Below are 22,224 nucleotides of genomic sequence, written 5' to 3'. Positions count from 1 at the left end.
GACGCACCGTGGGGAGCACTGCCATGGCACCGAAGATCCTGATCGTCACCGGCGACGCCGCCGAGTCCCTCGAGGTCCTCTACCCGTACCAGCGGCTGCGCGAGGAGGGTTACGAGGTCCATATCGCCGCTCCTTCCCGCAAGACGCTCCGCTTCGTGGTCCACGACTTCGAGCCCGGCTTCGACACCTACACCGAGAAGCCCGGCTACACCTGGCCCGCCGACCTGGCCTTCTCCGAGGTCGACCCGGACGACTACGTGGCCCTCGTCGTCCCCGGCGGGCGCGCGCCCGAGTACCTGCGCAACGACGCCGGCCTGCGCACGATCCTCTCGGCGTTCTTCGCCACGGACCGCCCGGTGGCCCAGATCTGCCACGGCCCGTTGATGACGGCGGCGGTCGGTGCGCTGAAGGGCCGGCGGGTCACGGCCTATCCCGCGCTGGAACCGGACATGACGACGGCCGGAGCCGCCTTCGAGGACTCCGAGGCCGTGGTGGACGGCACCCTCGTCTCGTCCCGCGCCTGGCCGGACCACTCGGCCTGGATGCGCGCGTTCCTGACCGTGCTCCGCACCAAGGCCCCGGTGACCTGAGGCCGTCCGGCGGGATGCCGACGCCCTGCATCCCGTCCCGGCCTGCCGACCGCCCGTCCGGCACCCCGCTCGGTGTCCGGCAGTCCGTCCGGCGGCCGGCCTGTGCGCTCGGCGGCCGGCTTACTCGCTCAGCTGCTGGGCGAGGGCCGTGGCCTCGGCCAGGGTGTCCACGACGGGCACCCCGGCCGCCTCCAGGCTGGCCCGGCTGTGCGACCCGCCGGTGAAGAGCACCGCCTTCGCTCCGACGTGAGCCGCGGCCACCGCGTCGTCCACGGCGTCACCGATGACCACCGTGCGCTCGGGGGATATCCCGTCCAGGGCCGCGAAATGCCGCTCCATGTGCTGCGCCTTGCTGCCGCCGGACGGCCCGGTGCGCCCGTCGACACGCAGGAAGTGCCGCTCGATGCCGTAGCGCCGCACCACCGGGACCAGGTGCTCGTGTCCGTACATGCTCAGCAGGGACTGGCTCCGGCCGGTCAGCTGCCACTGGGCGAGCAGCTCGGCGGCCCCCTCGGTGAGCCCGCAGGCCTCGCGCTGCTCGGTGTAGTGGCGGTGGAAGACGCCGTCCATCCGCTCCCACTCGGTCTCCGTGGGCAGCCGGCCCATCAGGCGCTCGTAGAAACGAGGGATCGGGACGCAGTACATCTCCCGGTACTGCTCCAGGGTGATCGGCGCCAGGCCGACCTCGACGAACGCGGCGTTCGTCGCGCCGACGACCGCGATGTTGTCGTCGAGCAGTGTGCCGTTCCAGTCCCAGACCAGATGTGTGCGGTGCTTCCCGTGCGTCCCCATGCGAGAAAAATACCCGCTGCCTCTGACAACCGGACGGACAGCCCGGCGGACCAGCCGGCCGTCAGGCCCCGGGGGCACTCGCGGAAGGGGCCACGGCAGGTCCTCCCGGGCCGCTCACCCGATCAGATTCGGGATCTCCTGGATACCGAACCACAGCAGCTCATGGTCCTCGGCGCCGTCCACGGTGAACTGGGCGTCGTCGTCACCGAGGTCCGCCGCCCCCAGCGCCGCGGCGGCCGCCGTGACGTCCTTGTCGGCCTCGTCCGAGTCGACGTGCACCGCGGCGGCCTTGGCCAGCGCCACCGCGGAGGCGACGGTGACCTCGCCGAGCGAGGAGGCGTCCAGGATGTGGTCCGGGTCGGCGACCGCGTCCCCGTCCGGCACGTCGACGGCGACGACGACGCGTCGGCGGGCGGCCCCGGGGTCCCCGGCGATCATCCGCAGCGACGCGGACGCGGCCCGGTTGAGCGCCGCGTACTCCAGCTCCTCGATGTCGTCGGAGACGTACCACTCCCGCAGCGCGGGGGTCACCGCGTAGGCGGTCAGCGGGCCGGGGCCGACTTCGCCGGCCCGGTGCGCCGCTGCGAGCCCGGAGAGGGTCAGGGGGACGTACACGCGCATGGCTGGGGTCGCTTTCGTAGTCGGAACGCCCTCAGGATACGTGGGGCGTCCCCCTTTGGGGTTACGTCTCCGGCCCCCGCCCTGTCCACCCGGCAACCGGGGCTCACCCTGCCCGGCCCGCCCCGGGCCCCGCCCCTTCAGCGGCCCGGCCACCCGGATAGGTGAAATGCCGGGCCCTCCTCCCTCGGCCTACCGACGCTTGCGGCCGCCTCCGCCGTCCCCGTAGAAGATCCACAGCAGAAGTTACCGCCCGGTACTGATCCGGGCCTCTGAAGCACGGGGGCGACAGCGATGAGCATGAACAGGACCCGGCCATCCGGACGGCACGACGCACGCAGGCCCGAAGCCGTACCCGCACAACGCCGCCGGACGCCCCGGCGGATCCGGCCGCACCAATGGTTCGCGGAACGCCTTCTGGCGGTACTCAGCGGCCAGCGCCCCGTCCACTGGATGCTCGGCCACACGATCGGGGAGGCCTACGACCAGCTCGCCGAACTGGCCCCCACCACCCCGCTCAGGAGTCGCGGCGCCCGCCCGGTCATCCGCATGTGCCGAGGCGCCCAGCCCGCTCCGGGCGTCGTGGAGGCCTGCGCGAGCATCGCGGCGGGCGAAGAGGTCCGCGCCATGGCCTTCCGCCTGGAACAGGGTGCCGACCTCCGCTGGCGCTGCGCCGCGGTCGAACTGGGCAACGCCCCGGCACGCCGTCCCTGACGCCGCCCACGGGCCGCCCCGGCCCCTCCGGGGCCCTTCCGGGGCCTCCGGCGTGAGAGGAGCGGACGGCCCCGGTCACGGAAAGGGGTAACGGACACCGCCCGCAGCGGGCGTCCCTGCGCCCCTCCACCGCGCGCAGGGGCTCGGACAACGGCCGGGGCCGGACACCTGACGGTGCCCGGCCCCGGCCGCATCCTACGATCAGCGCGCGCTACTTCTTGCGGCGACGCCCACCGCCACCGCTCTTCTGCGCCTTGCGCCGCTCGGCCCGCGTGAGCCCGTCCGACTCCGGCCCGGCGCCACCGTCACCGTTGGAGAAGTCGCCCTCGACGACACCGCCCTCGCCGTCGACCGTGGGAGCGGAGAAGTGCAGCCGGTCCGGACGCTGCGGAGCGTCGAGCCCCTTGGCACGGATCTCCGGACGCGCCGCCGGAACGGCGTCCTCCTTGGACAGCGACGTCGCCGCGTCCTGGACGGGGACCTCCTCGACCTGCTGCTCGACCTGGACCTCCAGGTTGAACAGGTAGCCGACGGACTCCTCCTTGATGCCCTCCATCATGGCGTTGAACATGTCGAAGCCCTCGCGCTGGTACTCGACCAGCGGGTCCTTCTGCGCCATGGCCCGCAGGCCGATGCCCTCCTGGAGATAGTCCATCTCGTAGAGGTGCTCACGCCACTTGCGGTCCAGGACGGACAGCACCACGCGCCGCTCCAGCTCACGCATGATGTCGGAGCCGAGCGTCTTCTCACGCTCGTCGTACTGCTCGTGGATGTCGTCCTTGACGGACTCGGCGATGAACTCGGCGGTGACACCGGCGAGATCCCCGGCGGCCTCCTCCAGCTCGGCGACCGTGACCTTCACCGGGTAGAGCTGCTTGAAAGCACCCCACAGCCGGTCCAGGTCCCACTCCTCGGCGAACCCCTCCGCCGTCTCCTGGCGGATGTAGTCGTCGATCGTGTCGTCCATGAAGTGGCGGATCTGGTCCTGCAGGTCCTCACCCTCCAGAACCCGGCGGCGCTCACCGTAGATGACCTCACGCTGCCGGTTGAGCACCTCGTCGTACTTCAGGACGTTCTTACGCGTCTCGAAGTTCTGCTGCTCGACCTGCGACTGCGCCGACGCGATCGCCCGCGTCACCATCTTGTTCTCGATCGGCACGTCGTCCGGCACGTTGGCCATCGACATGACGCGCTCGACCATCTGCGCCTTGAACAGACGCATGAGGTCGTCGCCGAGCGAGAGGTAGAAGCGGGACTCGCCCGGGTCGCCCTGACGGCCGGAACGACCGCGCAGCTGGTTGTCGATCCGGCGCGACTCGTGCCGCTCGGTGCCGAGGACGTACAGCCCGCCGAGCTCCTTGACCTCCTCGAACTCCGCCTTCACGGCCAGCTCGGCCTTCTCCAGGGCGGCCGGCAGCGCGGCCGCCCACTCCTCGACGTGCTCCACCGGGTCGAGCCCGCGCTGGCGCAGCTCCGCCTCGGCGAGGTCGTCCGGGTTGCCGCCCAGCTTGATGTCCGTACCACGACCGGCCATGTTCGTCGCGACCGTGACCGCGCCCTTGCGGCCGGCCTGGGCGACGATCGTCGCCTCACGGTCGTGCTGCTTGGCGTTGAGGACCTCGTGCTGGACACCGCGCTTGGACAGCTGCTGCGAGAGGTACTCGGACTTCTCGACCGAGGTGGTGCCGACCAGGATCGGCTGGCCCTTCTCGTGCTTCTCCGCGATGTCGTCGACGACGGCGGCGAACTTCGCGACCTCGGTGCGGTAGATCAGGTCGGACTGGTCGGCGCGGACCATCGGCCGGTTGGTCGGGATCGGCACCACGCCGAGCTTGTAGATCTGGTGGAACTCGGCGGCCTCGGTCATCGCCGTACCGGTCATGCCCGAGAGCTTGCCGTAGAGGCGGAAGAAGTTCTGCAGGGTGATCGTGGCGAGCGTCTGGTTCTCGTCCTTGATGTCCACCCCTTCCTTCGCCTCGATCGCCTGGTGCATGCCCTCGTTGTAGCGGCGGCCGGCGAGGATACGGCCGGTGTGCTCGTCGACGATCATGACTTCGCCGTCGATGACGACGTAGTCCTTGTCCTTCTTGAAGAGTTCCTTCGCCTTGATGGCGTTGTTCAGGTACCCGACGAGGGGGGTGTTCACCGACTCGTAGAGGTTGTCGATGCCGAGCCAGTCCTCGACCTTCGCCACACCGGGCTCATGGATCGCGACGGTCCGCTTCTTCTCGTCGACCTCGTAGTCGCCGGTCTCCTCGATGCCCTTGAGCGGGTTGCCCGCCTCACCCTTGGTGAGGCGCGTGACCAGCTTGGCGAAGTCGCCGTACCACTTGGTGGCCTGGTCGGCCGGGCCGGAGATGATCAGCGGCGTACGGGCCTCGTCGACCAGGATCGAGTCGACCTCGTCGACGATCGCGAAGTTGTGGCCGCGCTGGACGAGCTCGTCCTGCGACCAGGCCATGTTGTCGCGGAGGTAGTCGAAACCGAACTCGTTGTTCGTTCCGTACGTGATGTCGCAGGCGTACTGCTCGCGGCGCTGGGCCGGAGTCATGTTGGCGATGATGCAGCCGACGGTCAGTCCGAGGAACTTGTGGACCCGGCCCATCAGCTCCGAGTCGCGCTCGGCCAGGTAGTCGTTGACCGTGATCAGGTGCACGCCCTTGCCGGAGAGCGCGTTGAGATACGCGGGCAGGGTGCCGACGAGGGTCTTGCCCTCGCCGGTCTTCATCTCGGCCACGTAACCGAGGTGCAGGGCTGCGCCGCCCATCATCTGGACGTCGTAGTGGCGCTGTCCGAGGACCCGCTTGGCGGCCTCACGGACGGTCGCGAATGCCTCGGGAAGCAGGTCGTCCAGGCTCTCGCCGTCCGCGTACCGTTCCTTGTACTCGTCGGTGAGCGCCCGCAGCTCGGCGTCGGAGAGGTTGACGAAGTCCTCTTCGATGGAGCTGACCTGGTCCGCGATGCGGTGCAGTTTGCGCAGGATCTTGCCTTCGCCTGCACGCATGAGCTTGTTGAAGACGGACACTGAGGCTGGTCTCCTTGCCGGTCGGGCCTGGCACTGGGTCGTGTTATGGACTCTGGCGCGGGCACGGCAGGTGGGCCCCACCGCAACGGCCATCGTAAGCGAGGACCCCGCCGCGCCGGGAGGGCTGCCACCGCGTTGACTCCGCAGTGCCCTTCCGAGTCAACGGCCGAAGGACGCCGAAGGTGCCGGGAAGCCCGAAAAGTACTCGCTCCGCCGCCGCTCCCTCACCAGAATCCGGACATGGAGCCGATCACTCTCACCACCGACCGCCTGCTGCTGCGCCCCTTCGCCCCGGGCGACGCGGACGCGGTGCACGCAGCCTGTCAGGACCCCGACATCCAGCGCTGGACGGTCGTCCCCTCGCCGTACGGCCGCGCCGACGCCGAGCTCTTCACCCGGCAGCTCTCGCCCGCCGGCTGGCAGGACGACTCCATGTACGACTTCGCCGTGGTGCTGCGCGACGGGGGCGCCCTGGCCGGCGCGCTCGGCATCAACCGGCGCACCGGGCCGGGCACGTACGAGGTCGGTTTCTGGACCGCCCGGGAGCACCGCGGTCTCGGTTACACGACGGAAGCGGTCCTGTGCGCCGCCCGCTGGACCTTCACCGCGCTCGCCGGGGACCGGCTGGAGTGGCGGGCCGAGGCCGGCAACCGCCCCTCCCGGGCCGTCGCGCTTCGCGCGGGCTTCCGCATGGAGGGCGGCCAGCGCTCGGGGCTGGTCAACAAGGGAGTGCGCCGCGATACGTGGACCGGTGCCCTGCTCCCCTCGGACCTCGGCCTGCCCGGCACGGACACGTACCTCCCGGCGGGCGTGGGCCGGGCCGGGCCGTGAGCGGGCGCCGGTCCTGGCCGGCGCCCGGAGCCTCCCGCCCATGGGACGGGGGCGGGAGGGATGTCAGTGCCGCCCTCTAGGGTGCGGGGCATGACGTCTGTGCAGCCACCCGCAGTCGAACTCTCCACCGACCAGGCCCGCCGGATCGCCCTGCGCGCCCAAGGGTTCCTCGGCGCCCCGGACCGCCGGGCCGGCGTGCCCGGCGTGCTGCGGCACCTGGGCGCCGTACAGCTCGACACGATCTCGGTGCTCGCGCGCTCGCACGAGCTGATTCCGTACGCGCGCCTGGGCGCGGTCGGGCGGCGCACGGTCGAGGAGGCGTACTGGTCGGGCGGCCGCGCCTTCGAGTACTGGTCGCACGCCGCCTGCATCCTGCCGGTCGAGGAGTGGCCGCACTTCGCCTTCCGCCGCCGCGCCTACCGCGCGCGCCCGCAGTGGCACCACGACCTGCCGGACGGCGCCTACGACACCGTCGTCAAGCAGTTGCGCGCGGAGGGCCCGCTGACGGCGACGGAGCTGGGCGGCGCGAAGAACGGCGGGGAGTGGTGGGACTGGTCCGCTTCGAAGGTGGCCGTCGAACGGGCCCTGATGTACGGCGAGGTGGTGTGCACCGAGCGGCGCGGCTGGAAGCGGGTCTACGACCTCGCGGAGCGCGCCCTGCCCGACACCGTGCTGCACGACGATCTGGACGACGCGGAGTGCCTGCGGCGACTGGTGGCGCTCGCGGGACAGTCCCTGGGCGTCGGCACCCGCGCGGACATCGCCGACTACCACCGCCTCAAGGGCGAACAGTTCGACGCCGTGGTGGCGGACTCGGGACTGGTGCCGGTGACGGTGCGGGGCTGGGCGAAGCCGGCCTGGGCGGACCCGGCGGCCCTGGCCACCGAACCACGCGGACGCCACCGCACGACGCTGTTGTCGCCGTTCGACTCGCTGGTCTGGGAACGGGCGCGGACCGAGCGGATCTTCGGCTTCGCCCACCGTCTGGAGGCCTACGTCCCCAAGCCGAAGCGGATCCACGGCTACTTCGCCATGCCACTGCTGGCGGGCGGGAAGCTGCGGGGCCGGGTCGATCCGGCCCGCGAGGGCACGACCCTGGTCGCCCGGCAGGTGTCCCTGGCGGACGCGAAAGCCGTGGCGCCGATGGCGCAGGCCCTGGTGGAAGCCGCTTCCTGGGTGGGCTGCACGGACGTCCGGCTGGAACGGGTGGACGCACCCGAGCTGCGCGGGCCGCTCGCCCGGGAACTCGCCCGCGCGCTGGCCTGACCGCGCATTCCCCGGGCTTTACCTGCCCGCCCGGTCACCTGATCTCGAGGATCTTCTCCCGCATGGCGTAGACCACGGCTTCCATCCGGGAGTGCAGCTGGAGCTTCTCCAGAATGTTGCGCACGTGGTTCTTCACGGTGTTCTCGGAAATGAAGAGTTCCTTCGCGATATCCCGGTTGTTCATGCCCGTGGCAACCAGTTTGAGGACCTCCAGCTCCCGTTCGGTGAGCCGGGGCGCCGGGACCAGCCGGCGCTCGTCGGTCCGCTGGATCATCGACTTGAACTCGGTGAGGAGCTTGGACGCCATGGAGGGGCTGATCTGTGACTGCCCGTCGGCGACCGCGCGAATCGCGGTGGCGACCTCGTCGGTGGAGATCTCCTTGAGGAGGTAGCCGGTGGCTCCCGCCTTGATGGCGTCGTAGAGATCCGCTTCCTCATCGCTGATCGTCAGCATGATGATCTTCGTGCTGGGGGCCACCTCCTTGATGGAGGTACAGGCCTCGATGCCGCCGCGCTTGGGCATGCGCACGTCCATCAGGACGATGTCCGGCAGCAGGTCGGCGGCCTTGTCGACCGCCTCCGCCCCGTCGCCCGCCTCACCGACGACCTGGATGTCCTCCTCCTGCGCGAGGACGATCTCCAGGCCTCTGCGGAACAGCGCGTGGTCGTCGACCACGAGGACCCGGATCGGCTCCTTACGGGAACCGCCGTCGTCGTCCGCGCCGGTATGCGCACCGGCGTCGTCGGCATCATTCGCATCGCGCACGGGCCCGAAGGTGTCCGCCATCGTTCCTCCCCCTGAAGGCCACGGCCTGAGTTCACACACGTCCGCCAACGGCAGTTCACAGAGCACCGATTGGCTTGGGCCGCCATGATTTCATGCCTGGACGTCAGAGCGGTGATCCTGTGGTCGCACGCGGGTGCCCCTGGGGGCGCACAGGCGCTCCAGGGGCACCACGAAGGGGTGGCGTCAGCCGCCGAGTGCGCCGCCCGCACCGCCCGCCTCATCGGCGGCCAGGGGGTCGGTCCTCAGATGGATGACACCGTAGTCGTAGGCATGCCGCCGGTAGACGACACTGGGCTCCTTCGTCTCGGAGTCGACGAACAGATAGAAGTCGTGACCGACCAGTTCCATCTCGTAGAGGGCCTGGTCGAGCGACATGGGCGCCGCCACGTGCGTCTTCTCGCGCATCACCAGCGGTCCTTCGCCCTGTACCTCGAGCGGGCCGATCCTGGTGGTGGGCACGGTCTGTGACGTCTCCTCGGCGATCAACTCGCCGTCGCCGTTGAACGACGCCGCGTCCGGCACCATTTCCCCGACCTCCGCAGCGGGGATGCGACCCGTGCCACGGCGGCTGTAGCGCTTGTCGTGCTGCTTGCGCAGCCGCGCCTCGAGCTTGCCTGTGGCCAGGTCCAGCGCTGCGTACGGGTCGCCTGCGGCCGCTTCTGCCCTGATGACCGGCCCACGCGAGCGGAGCGTGATCTCCACCCGGTCGCAGCGGTCCGCCTGACGAGGGTTCGGCTCCTTGGACACCTCCACGTCGAGGCTGATCACCTTGCCGTCGAACTTCTGGATCTTGTCCAGCTTCAGCTTCTCGGCCACGTGCTTGCGGAACCGCTCGGGCACCTCGGTCTTGCGGCCCTTGACGACGATGTCCACGCAGAACTCCGTTCCCGGATCGCTCCGCTCGGCGGCGGAGCATCTCCCTTTTGCACCAGGCTCCGGTGATCGCCGGAGCCGCGGACTCGGTGACTTCCACCTCCTCCTCCCCCGTCGGCGAGGTATCCACCCCACCGAATTCCTGGTTTCCGAACTCAGTGGGTCGCCTGCCCGAAACCTGGGGGTGCATTCGTCGAGGCCTGGCATTCACCATTCCTCACAACCGAACATAGCCTGCCAGGACGGATGTCGGCACCCGCTACTCGCGCGTACCTCCGTTCAGGTCTTTTTACCCCCTCACCACCTGCAACGATGCAAGTTCAGTTCCGGTTCCGGTTTATTTCGAAGGCGGAGGGAGAAGCTGCCACGACGGCCGCGTGGCGCAGCCCTGAACCGCTGCTCCCCCACCCACCGGCCCCGTCGATCGCCCGTGCCGCTTCGGCCAACGAGGCTCCGGTCGTCAACAGGTCGTCGACCAACACCACCCTTCCGGCGGCAAGCAGCCGCCCACCCCCGGCCACCACTCCCAGGGCGCCCGCCAGGTTCGCCCGGCGCTCCCGGGCTCCGAGCCCCGACTGATCGGCCACCGGACGCCGCTGCCGCAGCACGGCGGCCACCCGGGCGGACGTGCCCGAGCGCCGCAGTTGGGCCGCGGCCGCCAGGGCGATCCGGCGTGCCGGATCGTGCCCGCGCGCGGCAACGGCACGCCGCGCCGACGGCACGGGCACGAGCAGCAGCGGTCCCTCGCCGGGCGACACCCCCGCCCCGGCCCTCACAGCACCCGCCAGCGCCCTGCCGACGGCCCCCGCGAGGCGGAGTGCCCCGCGCTCCTTGTGGGCCAGCAGCACCGCGCGTACCGCGTGCTCGTAGCCGGCGGCCGCATGCACCACGGGCAGACCGGTGGGCTCGGGATCGGGTCTCACCCGGCGCGGCGCGCCCCCGTACAGCTGTGCGGCGCACTCCTCGCACAGCTCGGTCCGCGTCCTGCCGCACCCCCCGCAGTCCACCGGCAGGACCAGTCCGGCGATCTCCCGCCACCACCCGCGCATGGCTCCACTGTGCCCCCGCCGGGACAGCCGGGCCACCCCTGTGGACAACGGCCGGGCGACGGCCCGGCGACCAGGGGCCATGGCCTGGCCGGGCGGCCCGTCTGCGGGCGTCAGCCCGGGTAGACCAGCTCCGAACCTTCCTTCAGCACCGTCTGCCAGTTGTCACCGGGCAGTAGCTTCACTATCCCGTCCCCGACCGTGTCCGCCATCAACGGCAGCTGTTCGTCGTCCGCCGCCGCGATGGCCCGTACCTGGTTGACTCCGGGCAGCACGCCCGAGGACGGCGTCGAACCGTCCGCCTGCGCATAGCGGACCTGCTGCACCCCGCCCTCTTCCTTGCCCACCACCACGAGACGGCTGCCGCCCGACCACGACATCGCGGTCACATCGGCCAGTTGCGGTGCGGCCTGCCGCAGGTCCACCACGGAGACCTGCTCCTTGCCCTGCCGGCCCTGCCTCTCGATCCGGCCGATCTTCAACGTCGTCCGGTCGTCCCGCGTCAGCAGCAGGGCGATGCGCACCCCGTCCGAGGACAGGCGCAGTGCCGAGATCCGGCTGCCGTCCAGGCTCGGCACGGTGACCTCCTGCGGCTTGCCCGTACCCCCGGCCAGCCGCAGCAGCCGCGAGTTGCCGGGGTCGCGGTCGGCGACCCAGAGGTCGCCCCGGCTGTCCCAGCTGGGTGCCGTCAGGCGGTCCTCGACCTTCGCGGCCCCGCTGGTCACCGCCGGGGCGGGAAGCTCGCCGTCCGCGGCGATGGAGGCCACGTAGAGCGCGTCCTTGCGCTGCGAGAGCGCTGCCGCCGACTGCTCGTCCCGGGCCACGCCGACCGCGCTCACCCGCAGCGCACCGCTGCCGAACGGACCGGCCACCGGCTCCGGCTCACCACTGCCCCGGGTACTTCCCGGGATGCGCTCCACGTGCCCCTTGGCATCGACGAAGTACTGGCTGTCAGGGCCGCCCGACGACCCGTCGGGCGCGTACTCCTCGGCCTGGTCCGCGCCCAGCACACACAGCGCGGAGCCGTCGGAACGCTGCAGCTCCACCTGCTCGACACGAGCGGACGTCAGATCCCGGAGGGTGAAGAGCACTTGGGACGCCATCATCCGGCAGGAGCGCTGCCCGGCCCCGTCCGCCTTCTTGTCGAGCGGGACCTTCAGCACGTTGCGGTCGTCGGGGGTCAGGGACGTGACGCCCTTGCGCAGTCCGGTACCCGCGGGGAAGCGGGAGGCGACCACGGGCCGCAGCCAGTCGGTCGGCCCCCTCAGGAGGCTGCGGACGGCCTGCGTCACGGTGTCCATGCCCGTGGCCGGATCGGTCCGGTTGCGGATGTAGACGGGGTCGGCGACCAGCGTGGACTGAGCCTCCGTCCGCCCGGTGGCGAAGTAGAACTTGTTGACGGACCGGTAGAGCCGCTTGAAGTCGGACTGCCCCAGAACCAGGCCGTCCGGCACGATGTCGATGCGCCATTCCTTGCCGTCCGGGCCGTTCTGCCGCACCAGGTGAAGGGTGCGGGTGTAGTCCGTCGGGGCGAGCGGCTGGTAGGCGTTCTGGTCGTCGACCGTCGCCACCTTCTCGCCGGTCAGGGTGTAGCTGACCTCGTCGGTGCTGCGGTCGCTCTCGTGGACCGGCCGGTCGCTCCGGTTCGGCGCCTTGGCCAGCACCGTGGTGAGCGCGCCCGGCTTCCAGCTGCTCGACGCCTCCTTCGTGAGGTACTGGCGCGTCGTCCGGAAATCGGAGTCGTCACTGGTCATCGACTCGAGGAAGCCGTCGACCACCTCGTTCGGTGTGGCGCCGTCACGCGGTGCGACCGCGTAGACCTGCACCTGCGAGTCACCGGGCTGCGAGGCGTCCACGGCCTTGACGTCCCCCGTGACGGGCATCGAGCCGCACGCGGACAGCAGCACGGCGCCGCATCCGAGCAGCACGGTCGCCCCCACCGCACGTCCACGGCCGCCCTGACGACGGTCAGTGCCCACGAGTCGTGTCCTCCCGCCCCGGATCCTGCCCCGGAGAGTCGTCGTGACGGTCCGGCCGCTCCCCGGCGGGACGCGGCACCACCCGCGCGCCGTTGCCCGGGAGGGCCGCCGGATGCACCGAGACCGGTGCGGTCCGGGCCGGCATGGGGGCGCGGGCCGGTACGGACAGTGCTGCCCGGTCCGTGCCGCCCGCCTGCGAGGGCACCGCCATCAGGCGGTGCTCGCTGCCCTGGGCGGGAGCGGAGGCGGCCCGCTCCCGGTTCGCGCGGTTGCGCCGCGAGTCCTCGGGCTCCAGGGGTATCGGCGAACCGCGCAGCGGTTCGTCCGCCGTACGCGGCAGCGTCAGCCGGAACTGCGAACCCCCACCGGGCTCGCCCCAGGCCTGCAGCCAGCCGCCGTGCAGCCGTGCGTCCTCGACGGCGATGGACAGCCCCAGTCCGGTGCCTCCGGTCGTCCTGGCCCGGGCCGGGTCGGCCCTCCAGAAGCGGTTGAACACCCGGGTCGCCTCGCCGGGCTTCAGCCCGACGCCGTAGTCCCGGACGGCCACGGCGACCGCTCCGCCGGCCACCCCCATCCGCACCACGACATCGCGGCCCTCGCCGTGCTCGACGGCGTTGACGACCAGGTTGCGCAGGACCCTTTCGACCCGGCGCGCATCGGCCTCGGCGATCACCGGCTGCTCGTCGCCGACGACCCTGATCCGGGTGCCCTTGCGCTCGGCCAGCGGCTCGGCGCCACCGATCACCCGCCGCACTACCTGCCGCAGGTCTATCGGCTCCGCCTCCAGCGCCGCGGCGCCCGCGTCGAACCGGCTGATCTCCAGCAGATCGGACAACAGCGATTCGAACCGGTCGAGCTGGTCCCCGAGCAGTTCCGCGGAACGCGCCGTGACCGGATCGAAGTCGACGCGTGCCTCGTGGATGACATCGGCGGCCATCCGCACCGTCGTCAGAGGCGTCCGCAGCTCGTGCGAGACGTCCGAGACGAAGCGGCGCTGCATGCGGGAGAGCTCCTCCAGCTGCTGGATCTTCAGCTGGAGGTTCTGCGCCATCTTGTTGAAGGCCTCACCCAGCCGGGCGATGTCGTCCTCGCCGGTGACTTTCATCCGCTCCTGGAGCCGCCCGGCCGAGAGCCGTTCGGCGATGCCCGCCGCCATACGTACGGGGGTGACGACCTGGCGCACCACGAACCACGCGATGGCCCCGAGCAGCACCACCACGAACAGACCCGCGGTCGCCAGCGTGCCCTTGACCAGCGTCAGGGACTTCTCCTCCTGCGTCAGCGGGAAGACGTAGTAGAGCTGGTACGGATTGCGGTCGATGTCGTAGAGCCGCTTGCCCACGACGAGACCGGGCTGCGACTCCTGTCCGTTCGCGTACTTGATCCGGGAGTACGTCTGATACGCGCCCGGGCCCTTGTTCACCGACTCACGCAGCTTCTGCGGAATGCTCGCCGCCTCGACGCTGCCCGAGCCACGGGGCGCACGGGACCCTTCGTCGGCGCTGAGCGCCACCACGTTGAACGCGTTCTTCCCGCCACTGGCGAGCTGGTCGACGAGCTCGGTCCGCCAGGAGTTGTTGGCCGTCGTGCCGTCGGCCGCGTCACCGCCCTGCCCACCGGCGGCGAGCGGGGCGTTCGCCTTCTCCTGGGCGGCCACGAACCCACCGGCGGCCTGTGTCTGGGCAGCCTTGCCCTTCGCGTCCAGCAGGCCGTTGCGCACCTGCCCGATCACGACGAGGCCGAGCAGCAGCACCACACCGAGTGACATCAGCAGCGTGCCCGCCACGACCCGCAACTGGAGGTTGCGCCGCCACAGCCGTACGGCAGGCAGCAGCGGACGCCTCACCCAACGCATCAGCAGTCGCGGCACCGGCCCGCCGGGCGCCCGGTCCTGGAACAACCGGCCGCCCTGCAGGAAACGCCCGACCGGAGACGACGTGTGCCCTGAACCGGCAGCCCGCTCCGCACGGACTCCCGGCTCCCCGGGCTTCGGAGCAGTGCTACCCAGGGACATGTCAGCTCGGTCCGGCCTTGTAACCGACACCTCGGACGGTAACGACGATCTCCGGCCGCTCCGGGTCCTTCTCGACCTTGGAGCGGAGCCGCTGCACGTGCACGTTCACCAGACGGGTGTCAGCGGCGTGACGGTAGCCCCAGACCTGCTCGAGGAGCACCTCACGGGTGAAGACCTGCCACGGCTTACGGGCGAGTGCGACCAGCAGGTCGAACTCCAACGGGGTCAGCGCGATGGACTGACCGTCCCGCTTCACCGAGTGACCGGCCACGTCTATGACCAGGTCCCCGATGGTCAGCTGTTCGGGGGCCGGCTCCTCGGACCTGCGCAAACGTGCCCTGATCCGGGCAACCAACTCCTTAGGTTTGAACGGCTTGACGATGTAGTCGTCGGCCCCGGACTCCAGGCCCACCACCACGTCAACCGTGTCGCTCTTGGCAGTGAGCATGACGATCGGCACACCGGACTCGGCCCTGATCAACCTGCAGACCTCGATGCCGTCCCTACCGGGCAGCATGAGATCCAGCAGAACCAGGTCCGGCTTTGCCTCACGAAATGCAGCAAGTGCCTTGTCGCCGTCCGCTACGAACGACGGCTCGAACCCCTCACCACGCAGCACAATCCCGAGCATCTCGGCCAGTGCGGTGTCGTCGTCGACGACAAGGACGCGTCCCTTCATAAACGACATCATCCCATTAGCTAATCGTTACCTGCGATGATCTGGCACACAGCGCTGCCAGTCCCACTCCTGTGACGGGGGAGATTACGCCCTCTTCCGTGACGATCGCCGTGACCAGCTCCGGCGGTGTGATGTCGAAGGCGGGGTTGTACGCCGAGGTTCCCACCGGCGCCACGGGCACTCCACCGATTCCTCTCCCGTCAGCCCCCAGCTGCGGAGATGTGAGCTCGGTCACTTCCCGTGCCGACCGCTGCTCCACCGTGATGGAAGCACCGTCCGCGGTGCCCAGATCGACGGTCGTGGTCGGTGCCACCACGATGAACGGTACGTGGTGATACTTCGCGAGCACCGCCAGCGGATAGCTCCCCACCTTGTTGGCCACCGATCCGTCCGCCGCGATGCGGTCCGCCCCGATGAGCACCGCGTCCACCTCCCCCGCGGCGAACAGTGACCCGGCGGCGTTGTCCGTGAGCAGGCTGTACGGCATGCCGTTGCGCGCCGCCTCGTACGCGGTCAGCCGGGCGCCCTGCAGGAGCGGGCGGGTCTCGTCCACCCACAGCCGCCTGAGCCGGCCCACCCGGTGCGCGCCCAGCGCCACCGCGAACGCGGTCCCCTCGCCCCCGGAGACGAGCGCCCCGGTGTTGCAGTGGGTCAGCAGCCGGTGACCACCGCCGGGAAGCAACTCGTTCAGGAGAGCGAGCCCGAACCGGGCCATGTGCCCGCTGGCCACGGCATCTTCCCGATGGAGCGCCCGGGCCTCGTCCAGCGCCACCGCCGCCGCTCGCTCCGGGCCGGCCCCCTTGTCGACGGCCGCCCAGTACGCCCCGGCGGCACGCCGGACCCCGTATCCGAGGTTCACCGCGGTGGGCCGCGCCTGCTCCAGCATGCCCGCGGCCTCCGCCACGTCATAGCCCCGCGTGGCGGCGAGAGCCACCCCGTAGGCCCCCGCGATGCCCAGCAGCGGCGCCCCGCGCACCGCCAGTGTGCGGATCGCCTCAACCAGTGCGGGAACGTCGGTACACGCCAGTTCAGCCTCCTCCGCCGGCAGCTTCGTCTGGTCGAGCAGCACCAGCACCGGGCCTTCCGGGGGCTCGTCCCAGCGAAGTACGGGAAGCGCGGCGGGCTCGCTGCCCACCGGCGATTGCGCGTCCTGATCAGCCATCCGTCCAGTCTGCCCCGTGGGACGCCCGTGCAGGAAGGAACGCAGGAGATACAACGCCAGGCCCGGACGGGTGCAACGCGTGGCACGATGGCTGCCAACCTGACGCCCCGATGCGCGGACAGGACCGTGAAGGAGCGAGAATGAACGACACTCCGGGCTGGGCCTCGCCCGGATCTGCCCCCTCCGGCGATCAGGAGGCAGGCGTCCCCCGGCCTTCCGAGCCCGTCGACGACAGCGGACCCGCGGGGAACCGGTCTTCCACGCAGCCGCCCGCAGGGCAGTGGTCCCCGCAGTGGTCCCCGCCGAGCGGATCCACACCCGGCCCCGGCACGCCGCCTCCCTACCCCGGCTGGGGCGTCCCCCCGCAGGGCCCGGGCTGGGGACGCCCGCCCGCGGCGGCCAAACCCGGCGTCATCCCCCTCCGCCCGCTGGGTGTCGGCGAGATCCTGGACGGTGCCGTCTCGACCATGCGCGCGCACTGGCGCACGGTCCTCGGCCTCACCCTCGCCGTTTCCGTGGTCGCCCAGGTCGCCATCCTGCTCGTGCAGCGGTACCTGCTGCCGGAGCCCCCCTCGATCGACCGGAACGCCACCGGCTCGGAGGCCCTGCGTCAGGCCACCGACTCGCTCCGCTCCAGCCTGCTCAACAGCGCCCCGCCCCTGCTCATCTCGATGCTCGCGACGATATTCACCACCGCGGTACTGACCGTGGTGATCAGCCGCTCGGTGCTGGGCCGCCCCGTCACCCTCTCCGACGCCTGGGCCGAGGCCAAGCCCCGGCTGCTCCCGCTCGTGGGCCTGACCCTCCTGCTGGCCGTCATGGCCGCAGCCATCATGACCGCGGGAATCCTCCCGGGCTTCCTGATCGGCGACACCGCGGGTGTCGGCCTCGCCTTCATCGGACTGCTCGCCGCAGGGGGAGTGTTCCTCTGGCTCATGGTCCGTTTCTGCCTCGCCTCCCCGGCACTGATGCTGGAACGGCAGTCGATCGCCGCATCGATGCGACGCTCCGCCAAGCTGGTCCGCGGCGCCTGGTGGCGGACCTTCGGCGTCCTCGCGCTCACCTGGCTGCTGACACTCATCGTGACGCTGGTGATCGGCATCCCGTTCGGCATCATCGCGATGGCGGTGGACGACGGCGGCCTGAGCGCTTTCCTCACGGACGGAGCCACCAGTTTCGGCTGGCCGTTCCTGATCGTCTCCGCCATCGGCGACGTCGTCATCGCGACGATCACCTATCCGCTGTCCGCCGGTGTCATGGCCCTTCTCTACGTGGACCAGCGCATCCGGCGGGAAGCACTCGACCTCGATCTCGCCAGGGCAGCCGGTCTGCCCGGCTACGACGACAGGAGCTGACACCGTGTCGGGGGCGGGTGGCACAGCGGCAGCAGAACTACTGGTCCGGGCGAGCGGCGAGATACCCGTGGACACCCCACGGGTGCCCGCCCGCGAAGCCGCGCGGCACGAACTGTCCCGACCGATGTACCACGAGAACGACCCGAACCCTCTCCAGCGCGCTCTGGACCATGTGTGGACCTGGATCGGCGACCTCCTCTCGACCGCCTCCGACGCCGCCCCGGGCGGATCCGTCGGACTGGTAGTGCTCGTAGTGATCGTCATCGTCCTGATCACCGCCCTCCTGTGGCGCCTGGGCACCCCGCAACGCCCCCTACGAGCAGCGGACGCCCTCTTCGGGAGCGGGCCCCTCGGCACGGGGGAACACCGCGCCGCCGCCGAGGCCCACGCGGCCGCCGGCCGCTGGAGCGAAGCGGTCCAGGAGCGGATGCGCGCCATCGTCCGCTCCCTGGAGGAGCGCGCTCTGCTCGACGTCCGCCCCGGGCGCACCGCCGATGAAGCCGCCACGGAAGCGGGCCGCACCCTTCCCGCGCAGGCCACGCGGCTCCGGGCGGCAGCCCGGGCGTTCGACGACGTCACATACGGCGGCCGCTCTGCCGACCAGGAGACGTATCTGACCGTCCTGGCCCTGGACCTCGACCTCGAAGCCGCCACACCGCAGCTGTCCGGCACCCTCCCGGGGGCCGCCGAATGACCGCGGCCACCGCAGCCTCCACCTCCGCTTCTCTCACTCCGCGTCAGGTCTGGATCCGCGCTCGCGGACTGCTGCTGGCCCTCCTCGTGCTCGTCGCCGCAGGGGTCGCCCTGGCGGCCACCCGCTCCGGAGACCAGCACGGCCGGCTCGACCCCCGCTCCGCAGACCGGTACGGCAGCCGGGCCGTCGCCGAACTCCTCAAGGACCGGGGCGTCTCCGTCCGCGTCGTCACCACCCTCCAGGCCGCCACGTCCGCAGCAGGACCCGACACCACACTGCTCGTCGCCGCCCCCAACCTCCTGACGCCAACTCAACAAGGCGTGCTCCGCTCGGCCCTCACCGATACGGGCGGCCGGACCGTACTCGTCGCCGCCGGTCCGCCCTCGGTGGGCGCCCTGGTCCCCGGTGTCCGCGCGAGACCCTCCGCACCGGTCTCCCCCCGCGCTCCCCAGTGCCTTCTGCCCGCCGCGCGCCAGGCCGGCGAGGCCGAGACCGGAGGCTTCCGCTACACATCGGACGGTCTCGACGCCGTCGCCTGCTACCCGGCCGACGGTCTTCCCTCCGTATTGCTGCTGGGGCAGTCGGCATCGGGTGACACCGTCCTGCTCGGATCCCCCGACCTCCTCCACAACGACCGTCTGGACAACGAAGGCAACGCCTCCCTGGCTCTTCAACTCCTCGGCTCCCGACCGCATCTGGTCTGGTACCTCCCCTCCCTCAGTGACCCCTCCGCCGCAGGCAGCGACCGCACGGGTGACGACAGTGCGGATGGCGACAGGGCGGATGGTGACAGGGCGGAGAACGAACGCAGCTTCATCGATCTGATCCCGTCGGGCTGGCTCTGGGGGACCTTGCAACTGGCCCTCGCCGCCGTACTCGCCGCCATCTGGCGGGCACGGCGTCTGGGCCCTGTGGTAGCCGAACAGCTGCCCGTGGCCATCCGCGCCTCCGAATCCACCGAGGGCCGTGCCCGTCTCCAGCGCAAGGCCAACGCCCGCGACCGGGCCGCCGCCTCCCTGCGCCACGCCACTCGTAGCCGCATCGCTTCTCTCGTCGGCGTCTCCCCGCGCGACGCCCACTCTCCCGCGGCGCTCCTGGCCGCCGTGTCCGTCCGCCGAAGTGCTCACGACACCGGCCTTCATGAGCTGCTCTTCGGTTCCGCCCCCTCCGACGACGCAGGTCTCGTCCTTCTGGCTGACCACCTCGACACCCTCGAAAGAGAGGTCCGTACCTCATGAGCGCCCCGCCCCCCATCCCCACCGCGACCGCCGGGACAACCGGGGCCGTCAGCAGCGATGCCGCGGCCCGCGCCTCCCTGGAAGCGCTGCGCTCCGAGATCGCCAAGGCGGTGGTCGGCCAGGACCCGGCGGTCACCGGGCTCGTGGTCGCACTGCTGTGCCGCGGCCACGTGCTGCTCGAAGGCGTCCCCGGCGTGGCCAAGACCCTCTTGGTCAGGGCCCTCGCAGCCTCACTGGACCTGGACACCAAACGCGTCCAGTTCACCCCCGACTTGATGCCCAGCGATGTCACCGGGTCACTCGTCTACGACGCCCGCACCGCCGAGTTCTCCTTCCAGCCGGGGCCGGTGTTCACCAACCTGCTGCTCGCCGACGAGATCAACCGCACCCCTCCCAAGACCCAGTCCTCCCTCCTGGAGGCAATGGAAGAACGCCAGGTCACTGTCGACGGCACCCCCCGCCCCCTGCCGGATCCCTTCCTCGTGGCAGCTACACAGAACCCGGTGGAATACGAGGGCACCTATCCCCTCCCTGAAGCCCAGTTGGACCGGTTCCTGCTCAAGCTGACGGTCCCGCTGCCGTCCCGGGACGACGAGATCAATGTCCTGACCCGCCATGCCGACGGCTTCAATCCTCGCGACTTGCGGCAGGCGGGCATACGCCCGGTCGCCGGGCCCGCCGACCTGGAGGCCGCCCGCTCCGCTGTCGCCAGCACCACGGTCTCCCCCGAGATCGCCGGCTATGTCGTGGATATCTGTCGTGCCACGCGTGATTCCCCCTCGCTCTCCCTCGGAGTCTCGCCCCGAGGTGCCACTGCTCTGCTCTCCACTGCCCGGGCCTGGGCCTGGCTGACGGGCCGCGACTACGTCACCCCCGACGACGTGAAGGCCCTCGCGCTCCCGACACTCCGCCACCGCATCCAGCTGCGGCCCGAGGCGGAGATGGAGGGAGTCACCCCGGACTCCGTCATCACCGCAGTTCTCGCCCACGTCCCCGTACCCCGTTGAGGCGGTGAATGGTGGCCCTTACCGGACGCACCGCCCTGATCGCCGCCCTGGCGTCACTCCCCGTAGGCATCCTTGCTCCGAGCTGGGCAGGCATGCTCGCGGTCAACGCCCCGCTCTCTCTAGCAATTCTGTGCGACTATGCCCTGGCAGCGCCAGTGCGTCCGCTTCAGTTCACTCGATCCGGTGATACAACCGTTCGACTCGGCGAGAGCGCCGCGGTGCAACTCACCGTAGTCAATCCTTCCCGCCGCCGCTTGCGGGCACACCTCCGTGACGCATGGCCTCCCAGCAGCTGGGACCCCGGCACGGATCAGACGGCGTCTCGGCACAGACTGGATGTCCCGCCTGGTGAGCGCCGCCGTGTCACCACGTTTCTGCGCCCCACCCGCCGCGGCGACCGCCAGGCCGAGCGGGTCACCGTCCGCTCCTTCGGGCCGCTGGGACTCGCAGCACGCCAGGGCAGTCACCGCGTCCCTTGGAAGGTGCGCGTACTGCCGCCGTTCACGAGTCGCAAGCACCTGCCGTCCCGTCTGGCCAGGCTGCGCGAACTCGATGGCCGCACCAGCGTCCTCACGCGGGGCGAGGGCACGGAATTCGACAGCCTGCGCACCTACGTCCCCGGCGACGACACACGCTCGATCGACTGGCGGGCCACTGCCCGCCAGTCCGCCGTCGCCCTGAGGACCTGGCGCCCCGAACGCGACCGTCACATTCTCATCGTCCTCGACACGGGCCGTACGTCGGCAGGCCGGGTCGGTGATGTCCCCCGGCTCGACGCGTCGATGGACGCCACACTGCTTCTCACCGCTCTCGCCACCCGCGCCGGTGATCGCGTGGACCTTCTCGCCTACGACCGTCGGGTACGCGCCCAGGTCCGGGGCCGGGCGGCCGGCGACGTCCTGTCGGCCATGGTCGACGCCATGGCACCGTTGGAGCCGGAACTGGTGGAGACCGACGCCCGCGGTCTGAGCGTTGCCGCGTTGACGCACGCACCTCGGCGCTCCTTGATCGTGCTTCTGACCAGCCTTGACGCAGCCCCCTTGGAAGAGGGTCTGCTGTCCGTGCTTCCGCGACTCACTCAGCGCCATACCGTGCTCCTGGCAGCCGTGCGTGACCCGCACGTCGAGGACATGGCGGGCGCGAGGGGCACAGTGGACGCGATCTACGAGGCGGCTGCCGGGGCCCAGGCTCAGGCGGAACGGCGTCGAACCGCGGAACAACTCCAGCGTCACGGCGTCGTCGTGGTGGACGCCACCCCGGACCACCTCGCGCCGGCCCTGGCGGACGCCTACTTGGCTCTCAAGGCAGCCGGCCGACTCTAGCGCCCCCGGACAATCCCCACAGGGGGCCCCGGGGCGCGGGAGCTCAGTGTCCGGCGACCTCCGTGGGTCTGGCTCTGCTTGCCGTAACTGGGCGACCCTTTACCCTCGGCGGCACGGCAGCCAGGTTCACATGCGTTCTGGTCGGGAACGCAGAAAAGCCCCGTGCCACAAGGGCACGGGGCTTAACTGTTCAAAAGGAGTTCGGCGGCGTCCTACTCTCCCACAGGGTCCC

General features: G+C 70.7%; 19 protein-coding genes. 9 read left to right on the top strand and 10 right to left on the bottom strand.

Annotated elements, in window-relative coordinates:
- Positions 1–23: 23 nt before the first annotated feature.
- On the top strand, positions 24–590 hold the full coding sequence (locus tag ABZ454_RS33140; RefSeq protein WP_356321532.1) for a DJ-1/PfpI family protein: 567 nt from the start codon (positions 24–26) through the stop codon (positions 588–590).
- 120 nt (positions 591–710) lie between these two features.
- On the opposite strand, the gene ABZ454_RS33135 is transcribed toward ABZ454_RS33140, so the two are convergent.
- Both ABZ454_RS33135 and ABZ454_RS33130 read right to left on the bottom strand, forming a co-directional pair.
- Positions 711–1,382, bottom strand: coding sequence for an HAD family hydrolase (locus tag ABZ454_RS33135; protein ID WP_356321530.1), 672 nt, complete (start codon positions 1,380–1,382; stop codon positions 711–713).
- Between the two features lie 114 nt (positions 1,383–1,496).
- Positions 1,497–2,003, bottom strand: coding sequence for a hypothetical protein (locus tag ABZ454_RS33130; protein WP_356321528.1), 507 nt, complete (start codon positions 2,001–2,003; stop codon positions 1,497–1,499).
- A gap of 291 nt (positions 2,004–2,294) precedes the next feature.
- Between ABZ454_RS33130 and ABZ454_RS33125 the strand changes: the two genes are divergently transcribed.
- Positions 2,295–2,714, top strand: coding sequence for an Rv3235 family protein (locus tag ABZ454_RS33125; protein WP_356321526.1), 420 nt, complete (start codon positions 2,295–2,297; stop codon positions 2,712–2,714).
- A gap of 211 nt (positions 2,715–2,925) precedes the next feature.
- Here the strand turns inward: ABZ454_RS33125 and secA are convergent, their stop codons facing one another.
- Complete coding sequence (gene secA, locus ABZ454_RS33120) at positions 2,926–5,739, bottom strand: preprotein translocase subunit SecA (RefSeq protein WP_356321524.1); 2,814 nt, start codon at positions 5,737–5,739, stop codon at positions 2,926–2,928.
- Between the two features lie 240 nt (positions 5,740–5,979).
- Between secA and ABZ454_RS33115 the strand changes: the two genes are divergently transcribed.
- Together ABZ454_RS33115 and ABZ454_RS33110 are read left to right on the top strand one after the other, a co-directional pair.
- Complete coding sequence (locus ABZ454_RS33115) at positions 5,980–6,570, top strand: GNAT family N-acetyltransferase (RefSeq protein ID WP_359543306.1); 591 nt, start codon at positions 5,980–5,982, stop codon at positions 6,568–6,570.
- Positions 6,571–6,660: 90 nt separating this feature from the next.
- A complete protein-coding gene (locus ABZ454_RS33110; RefSeq protein ID WP_359543305.1) occupies positions 6,661–7,836 on the top strand; it encodes a crosslink repair DNA glycosylase YcaQ family protein in 1,176 nt (391 codons plus the stop codon).
- A gap of 34 nt (positions 7,837–7,870) precedes the next feature.
- On the opposite strand, the gene ABZ454_RS33105 is transcribed toward ABZ454_RS33110, so the two are convergent.
- From ABZ454_RS33105 to mtnA, 7 genes are all read right to left on the bottom strand, one after another.
- Complete coding sequence (locus tag ABZ454_RS33105; protein WP_359543304.1) at positions 7,871–8,623, bottom strand: response regulator transcription factor; 753 nt, start codon at positions 8,621–8,623, stop codon at positions 7,871–7,873.
- A 183-nt stretch (positions 8,624–8,806) separates the two neighbouring features.
- A complete protein-coding gene (gene raiA / locus ABZ454_RS33100; RefSeq protein WP_356321515.1) occupies positions 8,807–9,496 on the bottom strand; it encodes a ribosome-associated translation inhibitor RaiA in 690 nt (229 codons plus the stop codon).
- Positions 9,497–9,816: 320 nt separating this feature from the next.
- Complete coding sequence (locus ABZ454_RS33095; RefSeq protein WP_359543303.1) at positions 9,817–10,545, bottom strand: ComF family protein; 729 nt, start codon at positions 10,543–10,545, stop codon at positions 9,817–9,819.
- 110 nt (positions 10,546–10,655) lie between these two features.
- Entirely contained in the window at positions 10,656–12,425 is a 1,770-nt protein-coding gene (locus tag ABZ454_RS33090) for an LpqB family beta-propeller domain-containing protein (protein ID WP_359543331.1), read from the bottom strand.
- Positions 12,426–12,510: 85 nt separating this feature from the next.
- The gene (gene mtrB, locus ABZ454_RS33085) at positions 12,511–14,535 is read right to left on the bottom strand and encodes an MtrAB system histidine kinase MtrB (protein WP_359543302.1); all 2,025 of its coding nucleotides are present in this window, start codon (positions 14,533–14,535) and stop codon (positions 12,511–12,513) included.
- A gap of 1 nt (position 14,536) precedes the next feature.
- A complete protein-coding gene (mtrA, locus tag ABZ454_RS33080) occupies positions 14,537–15,226 on the bottom strand; it encodes a two-component system response regulator MtrA (protein WP_005316841.1) in 690 nt (229 codons plus the stop codon).
- 4 nt (positions 15,227–15,230) lie between these two features.
- A complete protein-coding gene (gene mtnA / locus ABZ454_RS33075) occupies positions 15,231–16,376 on the bottom strand; it encodes an S-methyl-5-thioribose-1-phosphate isomerase (protein ID WP_356321509.1) in 1,146 nt (381 codons plus the stop codon).
- A gap of 140 nt (positions 16,377–16,516) precedes the next feature.
- Here mtnA and ABZ454_RS33070 point away from each other — a divergent pair, with 140 nt between their 5' ends.
- The 5 genes from ABZ454_RS33070 to ABZ454_RS33050 are packed head-to-tail and all read left to right on the top strand — an operon-like array spanning position 16,517 to position 21,992.
- Positions 16,517–17,731: a hypothetical protein gene (locus ABZ454_RS33070; protein WP_359543301.1), complete on the top strand. Its 1,215-nt coding sequence runs from the start codon at positions 16,517–16,519 to the stop codon at positions 17,729–17,731.
- A gap of 4 nt (positions 17,732–17,735) precedes the next feature.
- Positions 17,736–18,425: a DUF4129 domain-containing protein gene (locus ABZ454_RS33065; protein WP_359543300.1), complete on the top strand. Its 690-nt coding sequence runs from the start codon at positions 17,736–17,738 to the stop codon at positions 18,423–18,425.
- The gene (locus ABZ454_RS33060) at positions 18,422–19,663 is read left to right on the top strand and encodes a DUF4350 domain-containing protein (RefSeq protein ID WP_359543299.1); all 1,242 of its coding nucleotides are present in this window, start codon (positions 18,422–18,424) and stop codon (positions 19,661–19,663) included. Before ABZ454_RS33065 ends, ABZ454_RS33060 begins: the two co-directional genes overlap by 4 nt.
- Positions 19,660–20,670, top strand: coding sequence for a MoxR family ATPase (locus ABZ454_RS33055; protein WP_359543298.1), 1,011 nt, complete (start codon positions 19,660–19,662; stop codon positions 20,668–20,670). Before ABZ454_RS33060 ends, ABZ454_RS33055 begins: the two co-directional genes overlap by 4 nt.
- A gap of 11 nt (positions 20,671–20,681) precedes the next feature.
- Entirely contained in the window at positions 20,682–21,992 is a 1,311-nt protein-coding gene (locus ABZ454_RS33050; protein ID WP_359543330.1) for a DUF58 domain-containing protein, read from the top strand.
- The last annotated feature ends 232 nt before the right edge of the window (positions 21,993–22,224 follow it).

Source organism: Streptomyces sp. NPDC005803 (assembly GCF_040630435.1).
Classification (GTDB): Bacteria; Actinomycetota; Actinomycetes; order Streptomycetales; family Streptomycetaceae; genus Streptomyces.
The sequence above is the reverse complement of the archived record's forward strand: the minus strand, read 5'-3'. Positions and strand labels throughout refer to the sequence as shown.